This window comes from Lysinibacillus fusiformis (genome assembly GCF_016925635.1).
Classification (GTDB): Bacteria; Bacillota; Bacilli; order Bacillales_A; family Planococcaceae; genus Lysinibacillus; species Lysinibacillus fusiformis_F.
This window is the reverse complement of record NZ_CP070490.1, coordinates 4,211,069-4,227,783: the sequence shown is the minus strand read 5'-3', so window position 1 is coordinate 4,227,783 and position 16,715 is coordinate 4,211,069. Positions and strand designations below refer to the sequence as shown.

The following is a 16,715-nucleotide window of genomic DNA, read 5'->3' as shown; positions in this document are numbered from 1 at the left end:
GGAGGTATTCCCTTGAACAAACGAGCAAGTATAAAATTTTTTGGTGATGTCTATGGCACAGGCTATCGTTTCTTCATCAAGCAAAAAGCGATTGAATTAGGGTTAAAAGGATACTGTCGATTGAATGACGCAGAGCAAATTGAAGTGGAAGTGGAGGGCTCAGAAAAGGCACTCAATGAATTCCTCCTTTTTGTCCAAAAAGGCGTTAGCCCCCAAGCCGATTCCAATTCATTTTCATTAGAACTATCCCACGATTTAAAAGGCTATATACGTATGGAGTCAGACATTGTTTAATGTCTGGCTTTTTAAATGTCTTTAAAAACACATTTAAAAAGTCATGCTCGTAGGAACATGACCTCATGATTATTATTTGATTTTTATTTTCTGAATCGCAGCAACAAATATCGATTCGTCCGTGATTTTCACATATTGATTTTTAGATTCCTTCATATACCCTTCTTTGTTTAAATACGCTTTTAACTTTGATTTCTTCTCAAAGACTTTTTCTTTCACTTTTTGCTCACTTACTTGATCATCAATGTTTTTAGTAATAGACACCAGAAAAATTTTCGACATGATCTATCCCCCTTTGTATCAGTTACGAATTTACTTGGAAAAAGTTTCATACAAGGCCTTCACTACTTTATTCTTTTGGATGAAGGCGCTCTTCTTAGAGAATAAGCCGCTCATCTCGATGCCGAAGCCGCTCATGGATCGATTAAGTCCATATAATTGTGTAAAAAGAAAAGGGGTCATTTTCTCTCCTCTTGGTTAGAATGTTTTCAACCACGAACACATTTTAAGAGAGGTAGATTAAAAATGACCCAGTTACAGTTTAACCTAGACATGGATCTTTTAAAAGATTCCGTTATGAATTCCACTATTGATGCTGTTGTAAAGTCAGCTATTATTTTAGTCTTAAATGAATTTATGGAAAAAGAAAGAGATGCCTTCCTTCATGCATCTGCCTATGAACGTTCTAATGAGCGTCGTGATTACCGTAATGGGTACTATGAACGTGAACTGACTATGAGTATTGGTAAGATAAAACTAAAAGTTCCTAGAACGCGTCATGGTGAATTTTCTCCTACTGTTTTTGACAAGTATGCACGTTGTGATCAGGCATTTGTTCTTTCTATGCTGGAGATGGTTATTAATGGCGTCTCTACACGAAAAGTCACACATATTGTAGAACAACTTTGCGGCGAATCCGTTTCTAAATCTTTTGTTTCTTCACTCACACAGAAACTGGATCCGATCGTGAACGAATGGGCAAATCGTCCATTAAACACCATGTATTATCCTTTTGTTTTTGTAGATGCCATGTACATAAAAGTACGTGAACATCAACGTGTCGTATCAAAAGCTGTTTATATCGCTACGGCCATTACGGAAGAAAATAAACGCGAAATTATCGGTTTAAGTGTGGATCATGTTGAAAGTTTTGATAGTTGGAGCTCTTTTTTTAAACAACTCAAATCACGTGGACTTCAATCACCTCAACTAGTGATTTCAGATGCTCATCAAGGGCTTCAAAAAGCGATACAGCGTGAATTTATCGGCACTGCTTGGCAAAGATGTAATGTGCATTTTAAACGAAATATTATCGAGAAGCTTCCTAAAAAAGACTCCGTCGATATCCGAATGATGATGAAGCGCATTTTTGAAGCCGTAACCCTTGAAGATATTCGAAAGTTTAAGGATGAATTAATGGACCAATTTGGAAATAATCCAAAGTACGAAAAAGCTCTTACTATCTTAGATGAAGGTTTCGAAGATACCATCCAATACATGAATTATCCAGCAGATATACGCTGTCATATTCGAAGTACAAATTCACTTGAACGATTAAATCAAGAAGTGCGTAGAAGAGAAAAGGTCATACGAATCTTTCCAAATACGCAGTCTGCCTTTCGATTGGTAGGTGCTATTTTAATGCAGTATCAAGAAACGATTTACTCAAAGAAAAAAGGTTTAACCAAATAGAACAAGTATTTTTCAACGTATCTTCCATTCATGGAGTATTCCACAAGCAGTAAAGGCTATCAAAGTGAAAAGAGCCTTTGACAGCCTTTACTGCCTGTGGAGATATAAACCCATGGAAGTTACGGGCAAAAAAATGGTAGTGTTGTTAAATGGATAAACAAAATTTGGCTACACCAATCAAGAGCTATGAATAAACGCTAGGTTGAAAACTTCTGTATAGAATTTTACACAATAATTAGGACTTGACTCATGGATCTCACTTAACCGCTCTCTCGAGGATCAACACCGCTCTCAATTTGAGTAACACCGCTCTCTCTGAGGCAGAAACCGCTCTTGAATTGAAAAAAAGCGATCTAAATGACTCCTTAAGAGGACAAAATCGACTAATTCATCGAAACAACTCACTTATTCTATGTATTATCATTGAGAAAGTTCACAAATAGCAGTAAAATTTATGTAAGGGATTAATTTCAATGAAACTTTATGTCGATTATTTCGTATAAGAAGATAGACATATTGAAAAGCAAGGAGGATGAAACAATGCTTAGTGTCGGACAGTTTTTCTCTAGACATAGTGCCAGCTTTCTTATTTCGCTCACGACTGTTTCTATCGCAGCAATTGCGGCAAATCCTGGATTCTTCCTTGGTGGTTTACTGTTTGCGGGTTCCTATGCGACGAGTACAGCGTTGCTGAAACATAGACAAAAAAAGAAAGTCATGCAAATAGCAGGCATCACAAAAGAAGAATTCAAACACATTGAAACACAAGTATTAACAGCTAATAAGCATATTCAAACATTGAGTCAAAACTATTTACGTGTACGTTCTGTTTCTGCTTTTAAACAACTACTTGAAATGACGCGTATCTCAAAAAATATCGTCAAAATCGTCAAGACAGACCCACGTAAATTTTATAATGTGGAACCATTTTTCTATGCACACCTACCTTCTGCTGTGGAATTAACGGATAAATATACGATGCTTTCCAAGCAGCCGGTGAAGGATAAGGAAATTCAATTGACCTTATCCAAAACACGTGAAACCCTGACTGATTTGAATGATACGATTCAAATTGATTTAAAGGATGCGCTTGCTAATGATATCGATCATCTGCAAATGGAGATTGAATTCGCAAATCGTTCCAATCTTAGACGTAGAGAACAATTGGACTGGCGAGGCGATGATAAATGACAGCAAACGAACACGCATTTCAACTAAATACCATACCAGGGCTTTCTCCACTAGTCCAATCCTATTTAGAAACAACTCCACAAAACGAGGCGATGGCGACTTATGAAACGCTATCGCCTCTTGCGCAAAGTCGTGCATTACTGTATGCCAGTCAAATCAAGTTGACTGATTTTGAATCATTGCTGTCCCTCGGGCAAGATTCACAGCGAGCTCTGTCTCAATTTGCCGACCGCATGCTTGCTCAAGTAAAGCAAAAGGACGTCACAAAAATTGGTCAAATGCTCGATTCTTTAATGCAGACGTTAGATCGAGTAGACCCGACCGCTTTGGAACCGAAGAAGCAAACCTTTTTCAAAAAAATCTTTGGCAAAACCGAGCCTACTGTAAAGCAAACGCTAACAGAATTTGAACGTATTAGTATACAGGTGGAACGTATTGGTGTTCAGCTGGAACGTGCACAGCTTCAGCTGATAAAGGATGTTGAAAACTTAGAGGCGCTATATGCCCATAATCGAGGTTTTTTTGAGGAATTGGCAACAGCCATTGCCGCAGGACAAATGAAGAAGCAGCAAGCCATTGAGGTAGAGTTACCTGCACAAATAACAAGTGTCCAAGCAACCAAGCAGCCACTTGCGATCCAGCAATTAAATGACTTTGCTGCTCAAATTGAAAGACTGGATCAACGTATTTACGATTTACAAGTATCACAGCAAGTCGCCCTGCAAACAGCTCCTCAAATCCGTATGATTCAGCAGGCCAATCAAACGTTAGCAGAAAAAATCGAGTTTTCTATCGTTACCTTGATTCCACTCTGGAAAAACCAACTGGCGATGATGCTGTCCATGCATATGGATCATCATTATGCACGTTTAGAGGAACGATTATCACAGGCCCATGATCGCTTCTCTAGTCCCTCGTTTGAACAGCAAGTTTCGAAATTTAAAGAAACACAGCAAGAGCTGCAAACAGCGATTAAAGATGTATTTGCCCTGCATACGGCAACTGAACAAGAGAAACAACAGCTACAGGATGTGGCGGGTGCTAGCAGCTATCGGCGAGATTAACGAAAAAATGGGTGGCTCAGTAAAAGTTCTGAACCACCCTGTTTGTTTTTATTCAAAATAATCTTTATAGTAGCCACCGACATTACCTGTATTGTCGATGATAAAAATGAACTCTTCTGTTTCATTTTTCACTTCATATTCTTTCCCTACTGTTAATACGTTGGATACTAAGTATTTTGATGCATTTGTATGTTTGCAAGTAACCGTTCGTAATGTTGGCGCATCTTTCCATTTTAAATGTAACATATTCTCTCTACCTCTCTTTACTAGCAAAAGCTAATGTCTATTGCTTATTCTATAATATTTTTGGTCTTTTGTGGAGAAAAAAGAAATACTATACCTATTCTATCCAAAAAAAATGAAAATTTGAGGTGTTATGATGAGTTTTGGTGGTGTTCCGCAATGGTTTTTTATCATTGCTGTAGCATTCGCAATCTGCTTTGTGCTTTATGCAGAATGGAATTCTAGAAAATAAGTGAGTCCAACTGGTTGGACTCACCTTTTTTGTGCTTATTTTAAAGTACGCTTTAAAAATTCCTTCGTACGTTCATGTAATGGATTAACTAACACTTGTGCTGGAGGGCCTTCTTCGACAATTACGCCTTTATCCATAAAGACAACACGATCTGCCACTTCTTTGGCAAATTCCATCTCATGTGTCACGATGAGCATCGTATTGCCCTCATCTGCTAGCTGACGCATCACCTTTAATACCTCACCCACCATTTCTGGGTCTAATGCGGATGTTGGCTCATCAAATAGCATTACATCTGGATTCATCGATAAGGCGCGAGCGATGGCCACACGCTGCTTTTGTCCGCCTGAAAGCTGACGCGGCTTGGCATTCACATATTGATCCATGCCAACGATTTTCAAATATTTAAGCGCCGTTTCTTCTGCTTCTTTTTTCGAACGTTTTAACACTTTGACTTGGCCCACTGTGCAATTACTTATGACGTTGTGGTTGTTAAATAAATTGAACTGCTGGAACACCATGCCTAGATGTGTACGATATTCTTGAATATTGTGCTTTTCATCTAAGATGTCTTCCCCTTTATAAATAATTTGACCGCCACTTGGTGTTTCTAATAAATTAATGCAACGAAGCAGTGTGGATTTACCAGAGCCAGAGGAGCCAATTAAACAAACTACCTCCCCTTTTTCCACTTGGAAATTCACATCTTTTAACACTTGGTTACGTCCAAATGATTTACTTAAATGTTCGATTTTAATGACTGCCATTTGTGCGTCCCCCTATACGGCTTCTTTTTGTTCTTTTTGATAGGCATCAGGTCCATCTAAACGTTTTTCAACGTAAAGAAGAATGCGTGATGCGGTAAATGTCATGATGAAATAAAGAATACATGCAACAAAGAATGATTCGAAATAGCGGAAGTTGTTACCTGAAATTGATTTAGTTTGGAAGAATAATTCCGTTACCCCAATGACATTTAAAACGGCTGTATCTTTAATATTCATAATTAATTGGTTACCAGTCGCTGGTAAGACGTTACGCGCTACTTGTGGTAAGACAACGTGAATCATAATTTGGAAGTGATTCATACCAATTGCTGATGCTGCCTCGTATTGACCATTATCAATCGATACAATACCGCCACGAACAATTTCTGCCATGTATGCCCCTGTATTGAGGGAAACGACTAAAATACCTGCTGTAATAAAGTGCATATCGATACCGAATGCGATATCTAATCCGTAGTAGACAACCATAGCCTGTACAATCATTGGTGTACCACGGAAAAATTCAACATAGCATGTCAGTATAAAATTAATGAGCTTTAAGCTATAAAATTTCACACCTTTTTTACGAACTGGAATCGTATGCATAATTCCGATGAAAAATCCGATAAATGCACCAATAATTGTACTAATACTCGAAATCAGTAACGTATAATACGCACCTCGTAAAAACATTTGCCAGTTGTTTTCAATAATTGAAAGTATCCATTCAAGACTCATGATGTTCCTCCTAACAATGTCATCTTGCTTGCTTATATCTTTTGTGTCCTAGCTCTTTCTACCATTCTATGTTTTGTCACGCTAGGACATTATCATTATGTAGAGAGGTTCTCATTTTGATAATGATGAAATGATCATGCACGGACTAGCAACTAGCCCGTGCCTTGTCATTATTGTGCTGCTGGTTGTTGCGAAATAGCTTCTTCCATAATCGCTTGACGATCGTCTTCCGAAATGCCTTTTAGGACTTCATTGATTTTTTCACGATTTGCGTCGTCCTTACGTAAGCCTACAGCAATTGAAGTATTTGATGGATCTGTATCAAAGCCTTCTTCAAATGCTACATATGTGAACTTATCGTTGGCAGCAGCAGCAGAAATACCCTCTGGACGTTCAGCTACATAGCCATCAATTTTACCTGCTTCTAAAGCCACACGCATTGCTGGGAAGCTTTCCATTGCCGTTTGTTTTTCTACGCCTTTGATTTGATCAATCACTGTGTAGTTTGATGTATTTAATTGTGATGTAATTTTAGCACCTGAGAAATCTTGAATTGATTTTGCATCTTCATATTTACTACCTTTTTTAATAACCATCACAAAATCAGAAGTGTAATAGTTTTCTGTAAAATCAATCGTTTTCTTACGTTCTTCTGTTGGTGACATCCCTGCGATAATCGCATCAATTTTGTTCGATTGTAGCGCTGGCACTAATCCGTCCCACTCCATTTTAACTATGACTAACTCTTTGCCTAAACCTTCAGCGATTTTTTTCGCCATTTGTACATCATAGCCGCCTGCATACTCTGCATTATCCGCTATTTTCACAGCGCCATTCGCATCGTCTTGCTGTGTCCAGTTGAACGGTGGGTAGCCAGCCTCCATTCCAATTCGGAATTCACCGCCGCCTTCTTCTTTGTCAGCTCCAGCATCACCTGAACCGCCCTCTTTTTTGTCACTTGTGCCACATGCAGCTAGCACAATTACCGTCATGATAGAGATCATTACTAACAACCATTTTCTTTTCATGAAAAACTCCCCTTTTCTGTAAAAAAATAAGACAACTGTACTAAAAAAGACCTAAGTATATTGAACTTAGGTCTTACCTTTTATGACAGTTGCCCAAATCCTCACTATAATTTCCATGTTTCCGAGATAGCACAACCTAGTAAATCTGGAAATCCATTTACTAGGACAGTCCTGCACTTATTCACTGCAGACCCAGTATAAAAGTACGAGCTCCTTTTATACTTCGGCGATATTTCCTTCTTCATTGCGTCTTCGCTTGCTTGAACTCTACAATGAACTAATAAATACCGCGCCTCTACCTCACTGGTAAAAATTCGTGAGGTTTGTTTATTTAATTGATATTTAGATACTACTATAAAACTAATATGTTCGTCAAGACAGTTTTAACATTTTTCTGACTAATGACAATATTAGGGTATTGTGCGTTCTCTATCCATTTTAAATCGTTGAGCTTTCATCGATATTTCCGAAAATTACAACAAATTTTTATTAGAGCGCATGTACTCTCTGTGAGAAAAGTTGCGTTTATTTCTTTTGGCTCCTCTAAACGATATAACATTCGTACTCTTTCAAAATAGAATCGGTCAAAACCTTTCGTCATGCACAAAAAAACCCTGCTGAACATTGTTCGCAGGGTTTAATGGCATTATGAATTTAATAATAAATCTTCAGGATTTTCGATCAATTCTTTAACTGTTTTTAAGAATCCTACAGAATCTTTTCCATCGATGATACGGTGATCGTAAGAAAGTGCTACATACATCATTGGACGGATTTGAACTTCACCATTTACGCCAACTGGACGGTTAACAATTGAGTGCATACCTAAAATACCAGCTTGCGTACCGTTCATAATTGGTGTTGACATTAATGAACCGAATACACCACCGTTTGTGATTGTGAATGATCCACCAGCCATGTCATTTAGGCCTAATTTTTTATCACGAGCTTTTGTCGCTAAGTTAGCGATATCTTTTTCGATTTCAGCGAAGTTTTTGCTATTTGCATCGCGTACAACTGGTACGACTAAACCTTCTTCAGTTGATACAGCAATACCGATATCAAAGAAGTTATTTAAATGAATTTCATCGCCAGAGATTTGAGCGTTTACGTATGGATATTTTTTCAGTGCTGCAACAACAGCTTTTGTAAAGAATGACATGAAACCAAGTTTGATGTCGTTTGCTTTCACAAACTCTTCTTGTTTACGTTTACGAAGTGCCATGATGTTTGTCATGTCAATTTCGTTGAATGTTGTTAACATTGCTGTTGATTGTTTCACTTCTAATAAACGTTTTGCAATTGTTTGACGACGACGGCTCATTTTTTCAATTGTTACACGGTCAGAATTAGCTGCTGGTGTGAATACTACTGGGCCACCTGAAGTTGCTACTGATGTAGGTGCTGCTACTGGTGCTACAGCTGGTGCTGTACCATGTGCTGCTACATCTTGTACACGTACGCGTCCTTGTGGATCTACTGGAGATACCGCTGCAAGGTCAATACCTTTTTCACGTGCAAGACGACGTGCTGCTGGCGATGCAACTACACGTTCACCAGAAGTTTCTTCTACTACTGGAGCCGCTGCTACTGGTGCAGGTGCTGCTTGTGGCGCTGCCGGAGCTGGAGCTGCTTCAGTTGGTGCTGCCGCTGGAGCTGCTGCTGCGCCTTCGCCTGCTTCTACTACTGCGATAACTTGACCAACTAGTACAGTATCGCCTTCTTCAGCTAAAATTTGTGTTAATACACCTGCTTCTTCAGAAATGATCTCAGCGTTTACTTTATCTGTTTCAAGTTCAACGATGAATTCACCTTTTTCAACGCGATCGCCCACTTTTTTTACCCACTGTGCGATACTACCTTCTGTAATCGATTCTGCTAATTCAGGGACTTTAATTTCAGCCACTTTCATTTCCTCCTTTGATTAACGTGCATGACGCACATAGAAGGGCTACTGCTTAAGGGCAAGTAGCCCAGTTTCAAAAATTGATATGTGATTATTTAACCTTTACTGACTCAGCAACCGCTTCTTCAACAAGAGCTGCTTGTGCTGCTTTATGAGAATCTGCATCTCCTTCAGAAGTTGAGCTCATTGCAGGACGACCTACATAGCGAAGCTTTTTACCTTCTGAAAGTGCATATAATGTTTCTAGTGCATAATTCCATGAGCCTTGGTTTTTAGGTTCTTCTTGTACCCAAACGATCTCTTTCACATTAGGATACTTAGCAATGATACCAGCAACTTGCTCTTTTGGGAATGGGTAAAGTTGTTCTACACGGATAATGTGTAGGTGATCGAAGCCTTCGCCGTCTTTCACGCGCTCTGCTATGTCGATCATCACTTTACCAGTACCTAAAACGATGCGCTCTACAGCTTCTGGTTTAGCGCCTAAGCCTGGTTGTTCAATCACTTCTTGGAATGAACCATTTGCTAATTGCTCAGCATTCGCCGCAGCTAATGGGTGACGTAATAATGATTTTGGTGATACGACTACAAGTGGACGTACCCCTTCTGTACCTAATAATGCTGCTTGACGGCGTAATAAGTGGTAGTAGTTTCCTGCATTTGAACAGTTCGCTACAAACCAGTTATTTTCAGCTGACATTTGTAAATAGCGTTCCATACGGCTTGAAGAGTGCTCTGGACCTTGACCTTCATAACCATGAGGTAATAGGATAACGAGGCCAGATTTTTGACCCCATTTAGAGCGTGCCCCTGAAATAAAGTTATCAAACATCACTTGTGCCATATTCGCAAAGTCACCGAATTGTGCTTCCCATACTGTTAGTACATGGCTGTTTTCTAGATTGTAACCGTACTCAAAGCCTACTACCCCAGCTTCAGTCAGTGGAGAGTTGTATACTGTAAAGGATGCGTTCGCACCAGAAATATGGTGTAGTGGTGTGAAGACATTGCCGTTGTTTTTATCATGTAGTACTAAGTGACGTTGAGAGAATGTACCACGTTGAGCATCTTGACCTGTAAAACGTACTGGTGTACCGTCTTGGATAATCGTTGCATACGCTAACGTTTCCGCATGGCCCCAGTCAATTTTTGCAGATGCATAAGCATCACGACGTTTTTCTAAAATTTTACCAAGCTTTTTCTGTGGCTCGAAGTTTTCTTCAAACACTAAAAGCTCTTCATTGATTTTTTCTAAACGCTCCGCACCAACTGCTGTATCGATTTGTGGGAACTCTACTTTTAATTCTTCTGGCATTTCTAAATGATGATGATCATCTTTATCTGCCATTTCTTTGACATGGTCATAGGCTGCTTGCATTTCTGCATAGATCGCTGTATCTAGGGCCGCTACATCCTCATTAGATACAAGACCTTCTGCCACTAATTGTGCACCATATAATGCACGCACTGTTTCATGTTTAGATACTAATTTATATGTTTCTGGGTTTGTCACTGTTGGATCATCTGTTTCGTTATGACCATGACGACGGTAACCTACTAAGTCCACAATGATGTCTTTGCCAAATGTTTGACGGTAGTTCGCTGCAAAACGACCAACTTGTGCTACTGCCTCTGGGCTATCTGCATTGACATGGACTACTGGCACTTCATAGCCTTTTGCTGGGTCAGAAGAGTATACAGAAGAACGAGAATCATAATGTTCAGTTGTGAAACCAATCATATTGTTTGCGATAATGTGGATTGTTCCACCTGTTGTGAAGCCTTCAGTTTTAGCGAAGTTTAACACTTCTGTTACAATCCCTTGACCTGGGAACGCAGCGTCACCGTGCACAAGAATGCCTAAGCCTTTTGTACGATCGAAGGCAGGTTGCCCTGGTTTAGACGTATCATCTTGTGTGGCACGAGTAGCACCAAGTACGACTGGATTGCCCACTTCTAAGTGAGATGGGTTGTAAGCCAATTTCACATTCACACCAGATTCACGGTTATAAGAAGCACCCATGTGGTATTTCACATCACCTGTCCAACCTTTTGTAATTTCAAGGCGGCCATGCTCTGGCATAAATAAATCATTGGAAACATGTGCAAAGTCAGAGAACATCATGTCATAAGGTTTATTTAAAATGTGTGTTAAAACGTTTAAGCGACCACGGTGTGCCATACCAATACGGACGTTTTTCACATTTTTCGCTTCTGCCGTTTTAATGATTTCATCAAATAGAACGATTTGCGTATCTAAGCCCTCACCAGAGAAACGCTTTTGCCCTACAAATGTTTTATGAATAAATTTCTCGAAATTTTCAACGCGAGTTAAACGATCTAATAAGGCTTTCTTCTCATCAGCAGATAATGCTTGTTTGAATGAGCCTGTTTCGATTTGCGCTTGAATCCAATCACGTTCTTCAGTAGCTACTACGTGACCATATTCAAATGCTACTTTATCTGTATAAATAGCTTTTAAATATTCGATTGCATCCTTACCATTTTTCACGTTTGCTGGCACATCTTTGAAGAAGATTGCTGCAGGAATTTCAGCTAAATCTGCAGCGCTTAAGTTGAACGCGCTTTCTTCAATTTGAGCTGTTTGTAGTTCACGGTTTTTCAGAGGATAAATATCTGCCGCTAAATGACCGCGTGAACGAATTGCATCTGCTAGTTTTACAGCGGCTAACACTTTTTTGTAATCGCCAGCAGGAGCCGCTGCTGTATGACTAGCTACAGCTACTTCACCTTCTACTACTACTGGTGCACCAAATTGTTGGAATAAAGAAACTAACTCCGGTTCTACTTCTTCAGGAGACTGTAAGAATAAGTCGTATTGCTCCATCACATATCCTAAGTTAGGACCAGAGAAAGCTGACCATGGAGAACTTACAGTTGTAACGTTGTTCGACATGAAAAATGACCTCCAAATTTTGCCTTTCGGCAGTTCCATTAATTAAATTGCAATTAATTATATAATATTTAGCCGTTCTTTAAAAGAATGTTTCACACTACTTTTCCATATTTTAAAGAACGTTTTTTCCATCTCAATCTTACTACTCTTCACAAAAAATACAACTCTTTTTAGCAAATTAAGCAATTTTTTTCGCAAAGGATAGAATAATGAAATAAAGCATGTATTTTTCTTAATATTTTAGCGGGATTTTCAGCAAGAAAACGGTTCCAATATTAACCTCACTCTTGACTTCTACCGTTGCATTGTATTTTTCAAGTAACATCTTCGAAATACTAAGCCCTAAGCCCGTTCCACCAATTTGACGATTTCTTGCTTCGTCTACTCGATAAAAACGATCAAAGATAAACGGAATATCCTCTTCTGCTATTCCTATACCATTATCAGCAATTTCTAAACATGCATAATTTCCAGCAACAGAAATAGAAATTTGTATCTCAGGAATTTTTTCACAATAACGAATGGCATTCTCTATTATATTACGAACAATTTGACTTAGTGCATTTTCGGAGATAAATAACAGACCTATTTCACCATGCTTCGACAGCAAAATTCGCGCTTGTGGATGAACAAGCTTGAGCTCATCCATCACTGCTTCAATGACCACTAGTGCATTTGCCTCACTTGTCTCATCTTTTTCCTCACGCCGTGCAAGCTCTAATAATTCCTCAATCATTTTGCGCATACGAGCAATTTCTGTTAAGGAGGTATCAATGGATTCTTCTAATATGGCTGGATCATGTTTGCCCCATCTTTTTAAAAGAGAAAGATGTCCTTCAATTGCTTGGATCGGCGTACGTAGCTCATGGGAAGCATCGGCGACAAATTGCTGCTGCTGGGTAAATGAAATTTGCAGCTCATTCATCATGGCATTGTACATTTTCAGTAAATCACCAATTTCGTCATGTGATGTATAGGTTAGCTGTATAGGCTCATTAAACCCTTGATCCATCACCGTTTTCATGGATGCACGCAATTCATGTAATGGCTTCATTAAATAGTTCGCCAAATAATAGCCAATAGAGCCTGATAACACTAATGCGCCTAATCCTGCTATCAGCATGGCGGTCAATAGATAGTGCATGAGTGATTGAAAACTAGTTAAAGGATGAATCACTTGAATATAGCCTTGGAAAAAGCCCATCCGTATCGGTTCATTGATGACCAACACATCCTGCTTATCAATGGTCATCTCAAAAATCTCTTGCAGCGAGCTAAGTGGTGCAGCAGCAGAGGTATCATTGATTCGTAAAATATCCACCCCATCTGCATTAAATATTCGGACTGTCTCATCGCGATCCGCAATCGATTTGAGCAAGCCCGTATTTTGCTGAATTTGCTGAATGGTAATAGTAGGACCCTGCGATTCTAAAAAAGAGATGATATCCTTACTTGTCCGATTGACCTTACTCTCCTCATCGTTTAATAACCATGTATGCAGAGAAAGATAGACGACTACACAAATAATTGTAAAGCTAATAAAGATGACACTGCTTGAGGTCAGCATCCACTTTTTCTGCAAGGATTGCTGACGTAAATAATCTTTTAACTTATTCATTCTCGCATCACATACCCAACACCGCGAACGGTTTCAATATAATCGTTCATCGTACCAGGGAGCTTTGTCCGTAAATGTCGGATATAAACATCTACCACATTGGTCTCAATATCCGTATCATAGCCCCAAACGGATGTTAAAATATGCTCTCGCGTACAGACTCTATTTTTGTGCTCGATTAATAGTTTCAGTAAGTCATATTCTGTCTTTGTTAGGTCAAGTTTATTCCCCTGAACGAAAACTTCATAGGCTGCTACATCTATTTCAATATCCCGTAAGCATAAAGATTCACTGCTTGTCTGCTCTGGTGTGACACGACGTAAAATCGTCCGTATTCTTGCCAGCAGCTCCTCAATTGCAAAAGGCTTGACGATATAGTCATCTGCCCCTGCATCGAGGCCCGCTACACGATCCATCACAGCATCTCGTGCCGTTAATAAAATGATGGGCACCTGTGATTGTGTTCGGATACGACGGCAAATCTCAATCCCATTAATGCTCGGTAACATGACATCCAGTAACAGTACATCAAAATTTTCAGAGGTTGCCATAGCCAAACCTTCACGACCATCAAAGGCAGTTTTCACTTCATAGCCTTCATGCTGTAATTCAAGTTCGACAAAACGAGCAATATGCTTCTCATCTTCTACCAACAATATCTTCTTAGACATCGTATCACCTTCTATTCCAAAATAACGATGTAGGATTTTTATCCCTATACTGTTATAGCATAACATCAAATAAAAAGTCTGTCTCACAAGGAAATCCTTGTGGACAGACTTTTTTAGTGTATGTCGGAAATGGAGAGGTTGTTTTTCCCCAATTCTTTTGATTTATATAATGCTTGGTCAGCTAAATCCATTAGCTCATCCAAAGATTGGGCATGGTCTGGGTAATAGGCAATGCCAATAGAGGCTGTTGGTGTAAATAGATGGTCCTCTATCATCCAGCCTTCTGCTAATTCATCACGGATGCGACGAATAATATGCATAATTTGATGATGTCTTTTTTCTTGCTCTCTCGTTAAGCCTGTTAAGATGACAATAAATTCATCGCCACCTATTCGAATAACCATGTCGTGACTTCGGACTGTTTTGTTCAAGCAACTGCCAAATCGCTGAATAAACGCATCGCCTGTGTCATGGCCGAAGCCATCATTTACTTCTTTAAAATCATCGCCATCTATATAGAGCATCGCCACACTAGTCTGATTTTCATTTGCTTCAGCCAGGATTTTTGGAAACTCCTTTTGTAAATAGCGCCGATTGGGTAGCTGTGTTAAAGCATCATGATAGGCTAGATACAGCAAATCATTTTCCCTTTCTTTGCGATGGGTAATTTCACGAGACACCATCATAATTTGCGAAACCTTTTCACGTTCAGGATCATGCACAACCGTGACATTCCCCTCCGTCCAAATCGGTGTCCCATCCTTCGCCTTCAGCAATAGCTCGAACTGTGAATCGGTTTGTCCTGTATAATTATTCAAGAATGTCTGCCATTCGCCCTTACTTTCCCGATCAATAATGTCACTGTAAAATTGTCCTTGTAGCTCTACATTTTCATAGCCCAAATAAATACCATAGGAAGGTGAAGCATAAATAATGATGCCATCTTCATTTGTAATCACAATTAAATCGTTTGTATTTTCCGTAATGAGTCGGAATGTACGTTCAATATTTTTTAATTCTGTGAACATTCTTTTCTTATCGGTAATATCATAGTTAATGGTTAAAATTTGTTCAATTTGACCAAACTCATTTTTTAATGGTACGATGGTTGCTTCTACCCAATAATCGGCATGATATTTTGTTCGATAGCAAAGCTCTCCACGCCAAATCCCCACCGTATCCAGCTTACTTTCAATTATTGGTAAAAGGTTTTGCCCACGGAACCGAGGTTCAATTAATGCGTAGGGCTGACCGATTAACTCCTCAGCCGTGTAGCCAGAAGCCTGTAAAAACATATCACTCACTTCAGTGATGTTGCACTCATGATCTAATACAGCAATGGCCGTCGCTGAATTTAATGCAGATTTAAATACTTCTAGCCCATGAGACTTCGAGCGTAGTTCTGCTTTTTGTAAAGTAAATTGTGTAAAATCTTGCATAACAAGAAATATGGCAAAGGAATTATCGTCCTGCATCACTGGTGATAACGACAGCAAATACATGCGTTCCTGCTGGTCCAATGTATGCAATTTAATAAACTTTTCACCCACATTTTCTCCTCGTGCAGCTTTTTGTAAACAAACTTGAATTTGTTCCACTTCTTCTTTTGGAATAATCGGTAAATCCACAAACATTTTTTGTTTGACCGTTTCATTATCTAGTTGAAAATCTTCCATAAAGCTTGAATTCACTTCGTATACTATGCCCTCAGCCGATAAAATGACCGTAGAGAAAAAGGCATGATCAAACATGGACCGCATAAATAAAAATTTATCTTCAATACTGCGGTCATAAAGTATTTCCTTCGTAATGGCTAATATATAGTCTTCATTCTTATATTTTAACGGTCTGACGGATGTTTCATATTTACGAACCTCCGACTGAACATATGCATAATCTACATAGTCAACCTGTTTATGTTCTCTAATTGCCTCATGATAATTTTTCTGAATGATCGAAAAATTACGCTTTGAGGTAACGGCCGAAATCATTTTGCCAATCGCCTCATTCGATAACAGATCTCGAGCTGCTTGATTTAAGCGAATATATTGATAATCGTCCCCAACTTTTTTCACGAGAAAAGCAAAATCCTTGCCAATAAATAATGAATTAAAGAAATCTTCGCTTAAAATATACTCCATGCTGTCACCTCCAGAAAAGCCATTGCCATCATGATAGAAATGTTCATATGTATGTTTCATTAGATTAAAATTAATACTACTATTATAACATAAAAATAAAAAATTACCTTTCTAGAATCATAAAAATTATATCCTTTTTAGGATAATTTTTGGTATATTACCTATTCTATCAAGTCTCTATTCCTACTAAAGGATTAGATAAATGATTAATAT

The 16,715-nt window shown here is 38.9% G+C and carries 14 protein-coding genes and 1 riboswitch; of the genes, 4 read left to right on the top strand and 10 right to left on the bottom strand.

The window, feature by feature from the left end; genetic code table 11:
- Positions 1–12: 12 nt before the first annotated feature.
- Positions 13–294, top strand: coding sequence for an acylphosphatase (locus JTI58_RS20780; protein WP_205443454.1), 282 nt, complete (start codon positions 13–15; stop codon positions 292–294).
- A gap of 72 nt (positions 295–366) precedes the next feature.
- Here the strand turns inward: JTI58_RS20780 and JTI58_RS20775 are convergent, their stop codons facing one another.
- The gene (locus JTI58_RS20775) at positions 367–576 is read right to left on the bottom strand and encodes a hypothetical protein (protein ID WP_205443453.1); all 210 of its coding nucleotides are present in this window, start codon (positions 574–576) and stop codon (positions 367–369) included.
- Between the two features lie 243 nt (positions 577–819).
- Here JTI58_RS20775 and JTI58_RS20770 point away from each other — a divergent pair, with 243 nt between their 5' ends.
- From JTI58_RS20770 to JTI58_RS20760, 3 genes are all read left to right on the top strand, one after another.
- Complete coding sequence (locus tag JTI58_RS20770; RefSeq protein WP_066037801.1) at positions 820–1,986, top strand: IS256 family transposase; 1,167 nt, start codon at positions 820–822, stop codon at positions 1,984–1,986.
- 540 nt (positions 1,987–2,526) lie between these two features.
- Positions 2,527–3,177, top strand: a complete 651-nt coding sequence (locus JTI58_RS20765; RefSeq protein ID WP_004230101.1) for a 5-bromo-4-chloroindolyl phosphate hydrolysis family protein — start codon at positions 2,527–2,529, stop codon at positions 3,175–3,177.
- Positions 3,174–4,241 carry a toxic anion resistance protein gene (locus JTI58_RS20760; protein ID WP_205443451.1) on the top strand — a complete coding sequence of 356 codons (1,068 nt, stop codon included), beginning with the start codon at positions 3,174–3,176 and terminating at the stop codon, positions 4,239–4,241. The genes JTI58_RS20765 and JTI58_RS20760 overlap by 4 nt, the downstream gene beginning before the upstream one ends.
- A gap of 48 nt (positions 4,242–4,289) precedes the next feature.
- Here the strand turns inward: JTI58_RS20760 and JTI58_RS20755 are convergent, their stop codons facing one another.
- The 9 genes from JTI58_RS20755 to JTI58_RS20715 form a co-directional block, all read right to left on the bottom strand.
- Complete coding sequence (locus tag JTI58_RS20755; protein ID WP_016994029.1) at positions 4,290–4,487, bottom strand: DUF6501 family protein; 198 nt, start codon at positions 4,485–4,487, stop codon at positions 4,290–4,292.
- A 264-nt stretch (positions 4,488–4,751) separates the two neighbouring features.
- The gene (locus JTI58_RS20750; RefSeq protein WP_205443450.1) at positions 4,752–5,483 is read right to left on the bottom strand and encodes an amino acid ABC transporter ATP-binding protein; all 732 of its coding nucleotides are present in this window, start codon (positions 5,481–5,483) and stop codon (positions 4,752–4,754) included.
- Between the two features lie 12 nt (positions 5,484–5,495).
- Positions 5,496–6,221: an amino acid ABC transporter permease gene (locus JTI58_RS20745; RefSeq protein WP_205443448.1), complete on the bottom strand. Its 726-nt coding sequence runs from the start codon at positions 6,219–6,221 to the stop codon at positions 5,496–5,498.
- Between the two features lie 170 nt (positions 6,222–6,391).
- On the bottom strand, positions 6,392–7,249 hold the full coding sequence (locus JTI58_RS20740; RefSeq protein ID WP_205443447.1) for a transporter substrate-binding domain-containing protein: 858 nt from the start codon (positions 7,247–7,249) through the stop codon (positions 6,392–6,394).
- Between the two features lie 119 nt (positions 7,250–7,368).
- Positions 7,369–7,555: riboswitch (Lysine riboswitch) on the bottom strand.
- Positions 7,556–7,895: 340 nt separating this feature from the next.
- Positions 7,896–9,155 carry a 2-oxoglutarate dehydrogenase complex dihydrolipoyllysine-residue succinyltransferase gene (gene odhB, locus JTI58_RS20735; protein ID WP_205443445.1) on the bottom strand — a complete coding sequence of 420 codons (1,260 nt, stop codon included), beginning with the start codon at positions 9,153–9,155 and terminating at the stop codon, positions 7,896–7,898.
- A gap of 91 nt (positions 9,156–9,246) precedes the next feature.
- Positions 9,247–12,072, bottom strand: a complete 2,826-nt coding sequence (locus JTI58_RS20730; RefSeq protein ID WP_205443443.1) for a 2-oxoglutarate dehydrogenase E1 component — start codon at positions 12,070–12,072, stop codon at positions 9,247–9,249.
- 232 nt (positions 12,073–12,304) lie between these two features.
- Complete coding sequence (locus tag JTI58_RS20725) at positions 12,305–13,690, bottom strand: HAMP domain-containing sensor histidine kinase (protein ID WP_205443442.1); 1,386 nt, start codon at positions 13,688–13,690, stop codon at positions 12,305–12,307.
- Positions 13,687–14,361: a response regulator transcription factor gene (locus JTI58_RS20720; protein ID WP_205443440.1), complete on the bottom strand. Its 675-nt coding sequence runs from the start codon at positions 14,359–14,361 to the stop codon at positions 13,687–13,689. Before JTI58_RS20720 ends, JTI58_RS20725 begins: the two co-directional genes overlap by 4 nt.
- A 113-nt stretch (positions 14,362–14,474) precedes the next feature.
- A complete protein-coding gene (locus JTI58_RS20715) occupies positions 14,475–16,502 on the bottom strand; it encodes a diguanylate cyclase domain-containing protein (protein WP_205443439.1) in 2,028 nt (675 codons plus the stop codon).
- Between the last annotated feature and the right edge of the window lie 213 nt (positions 16,503–16,715).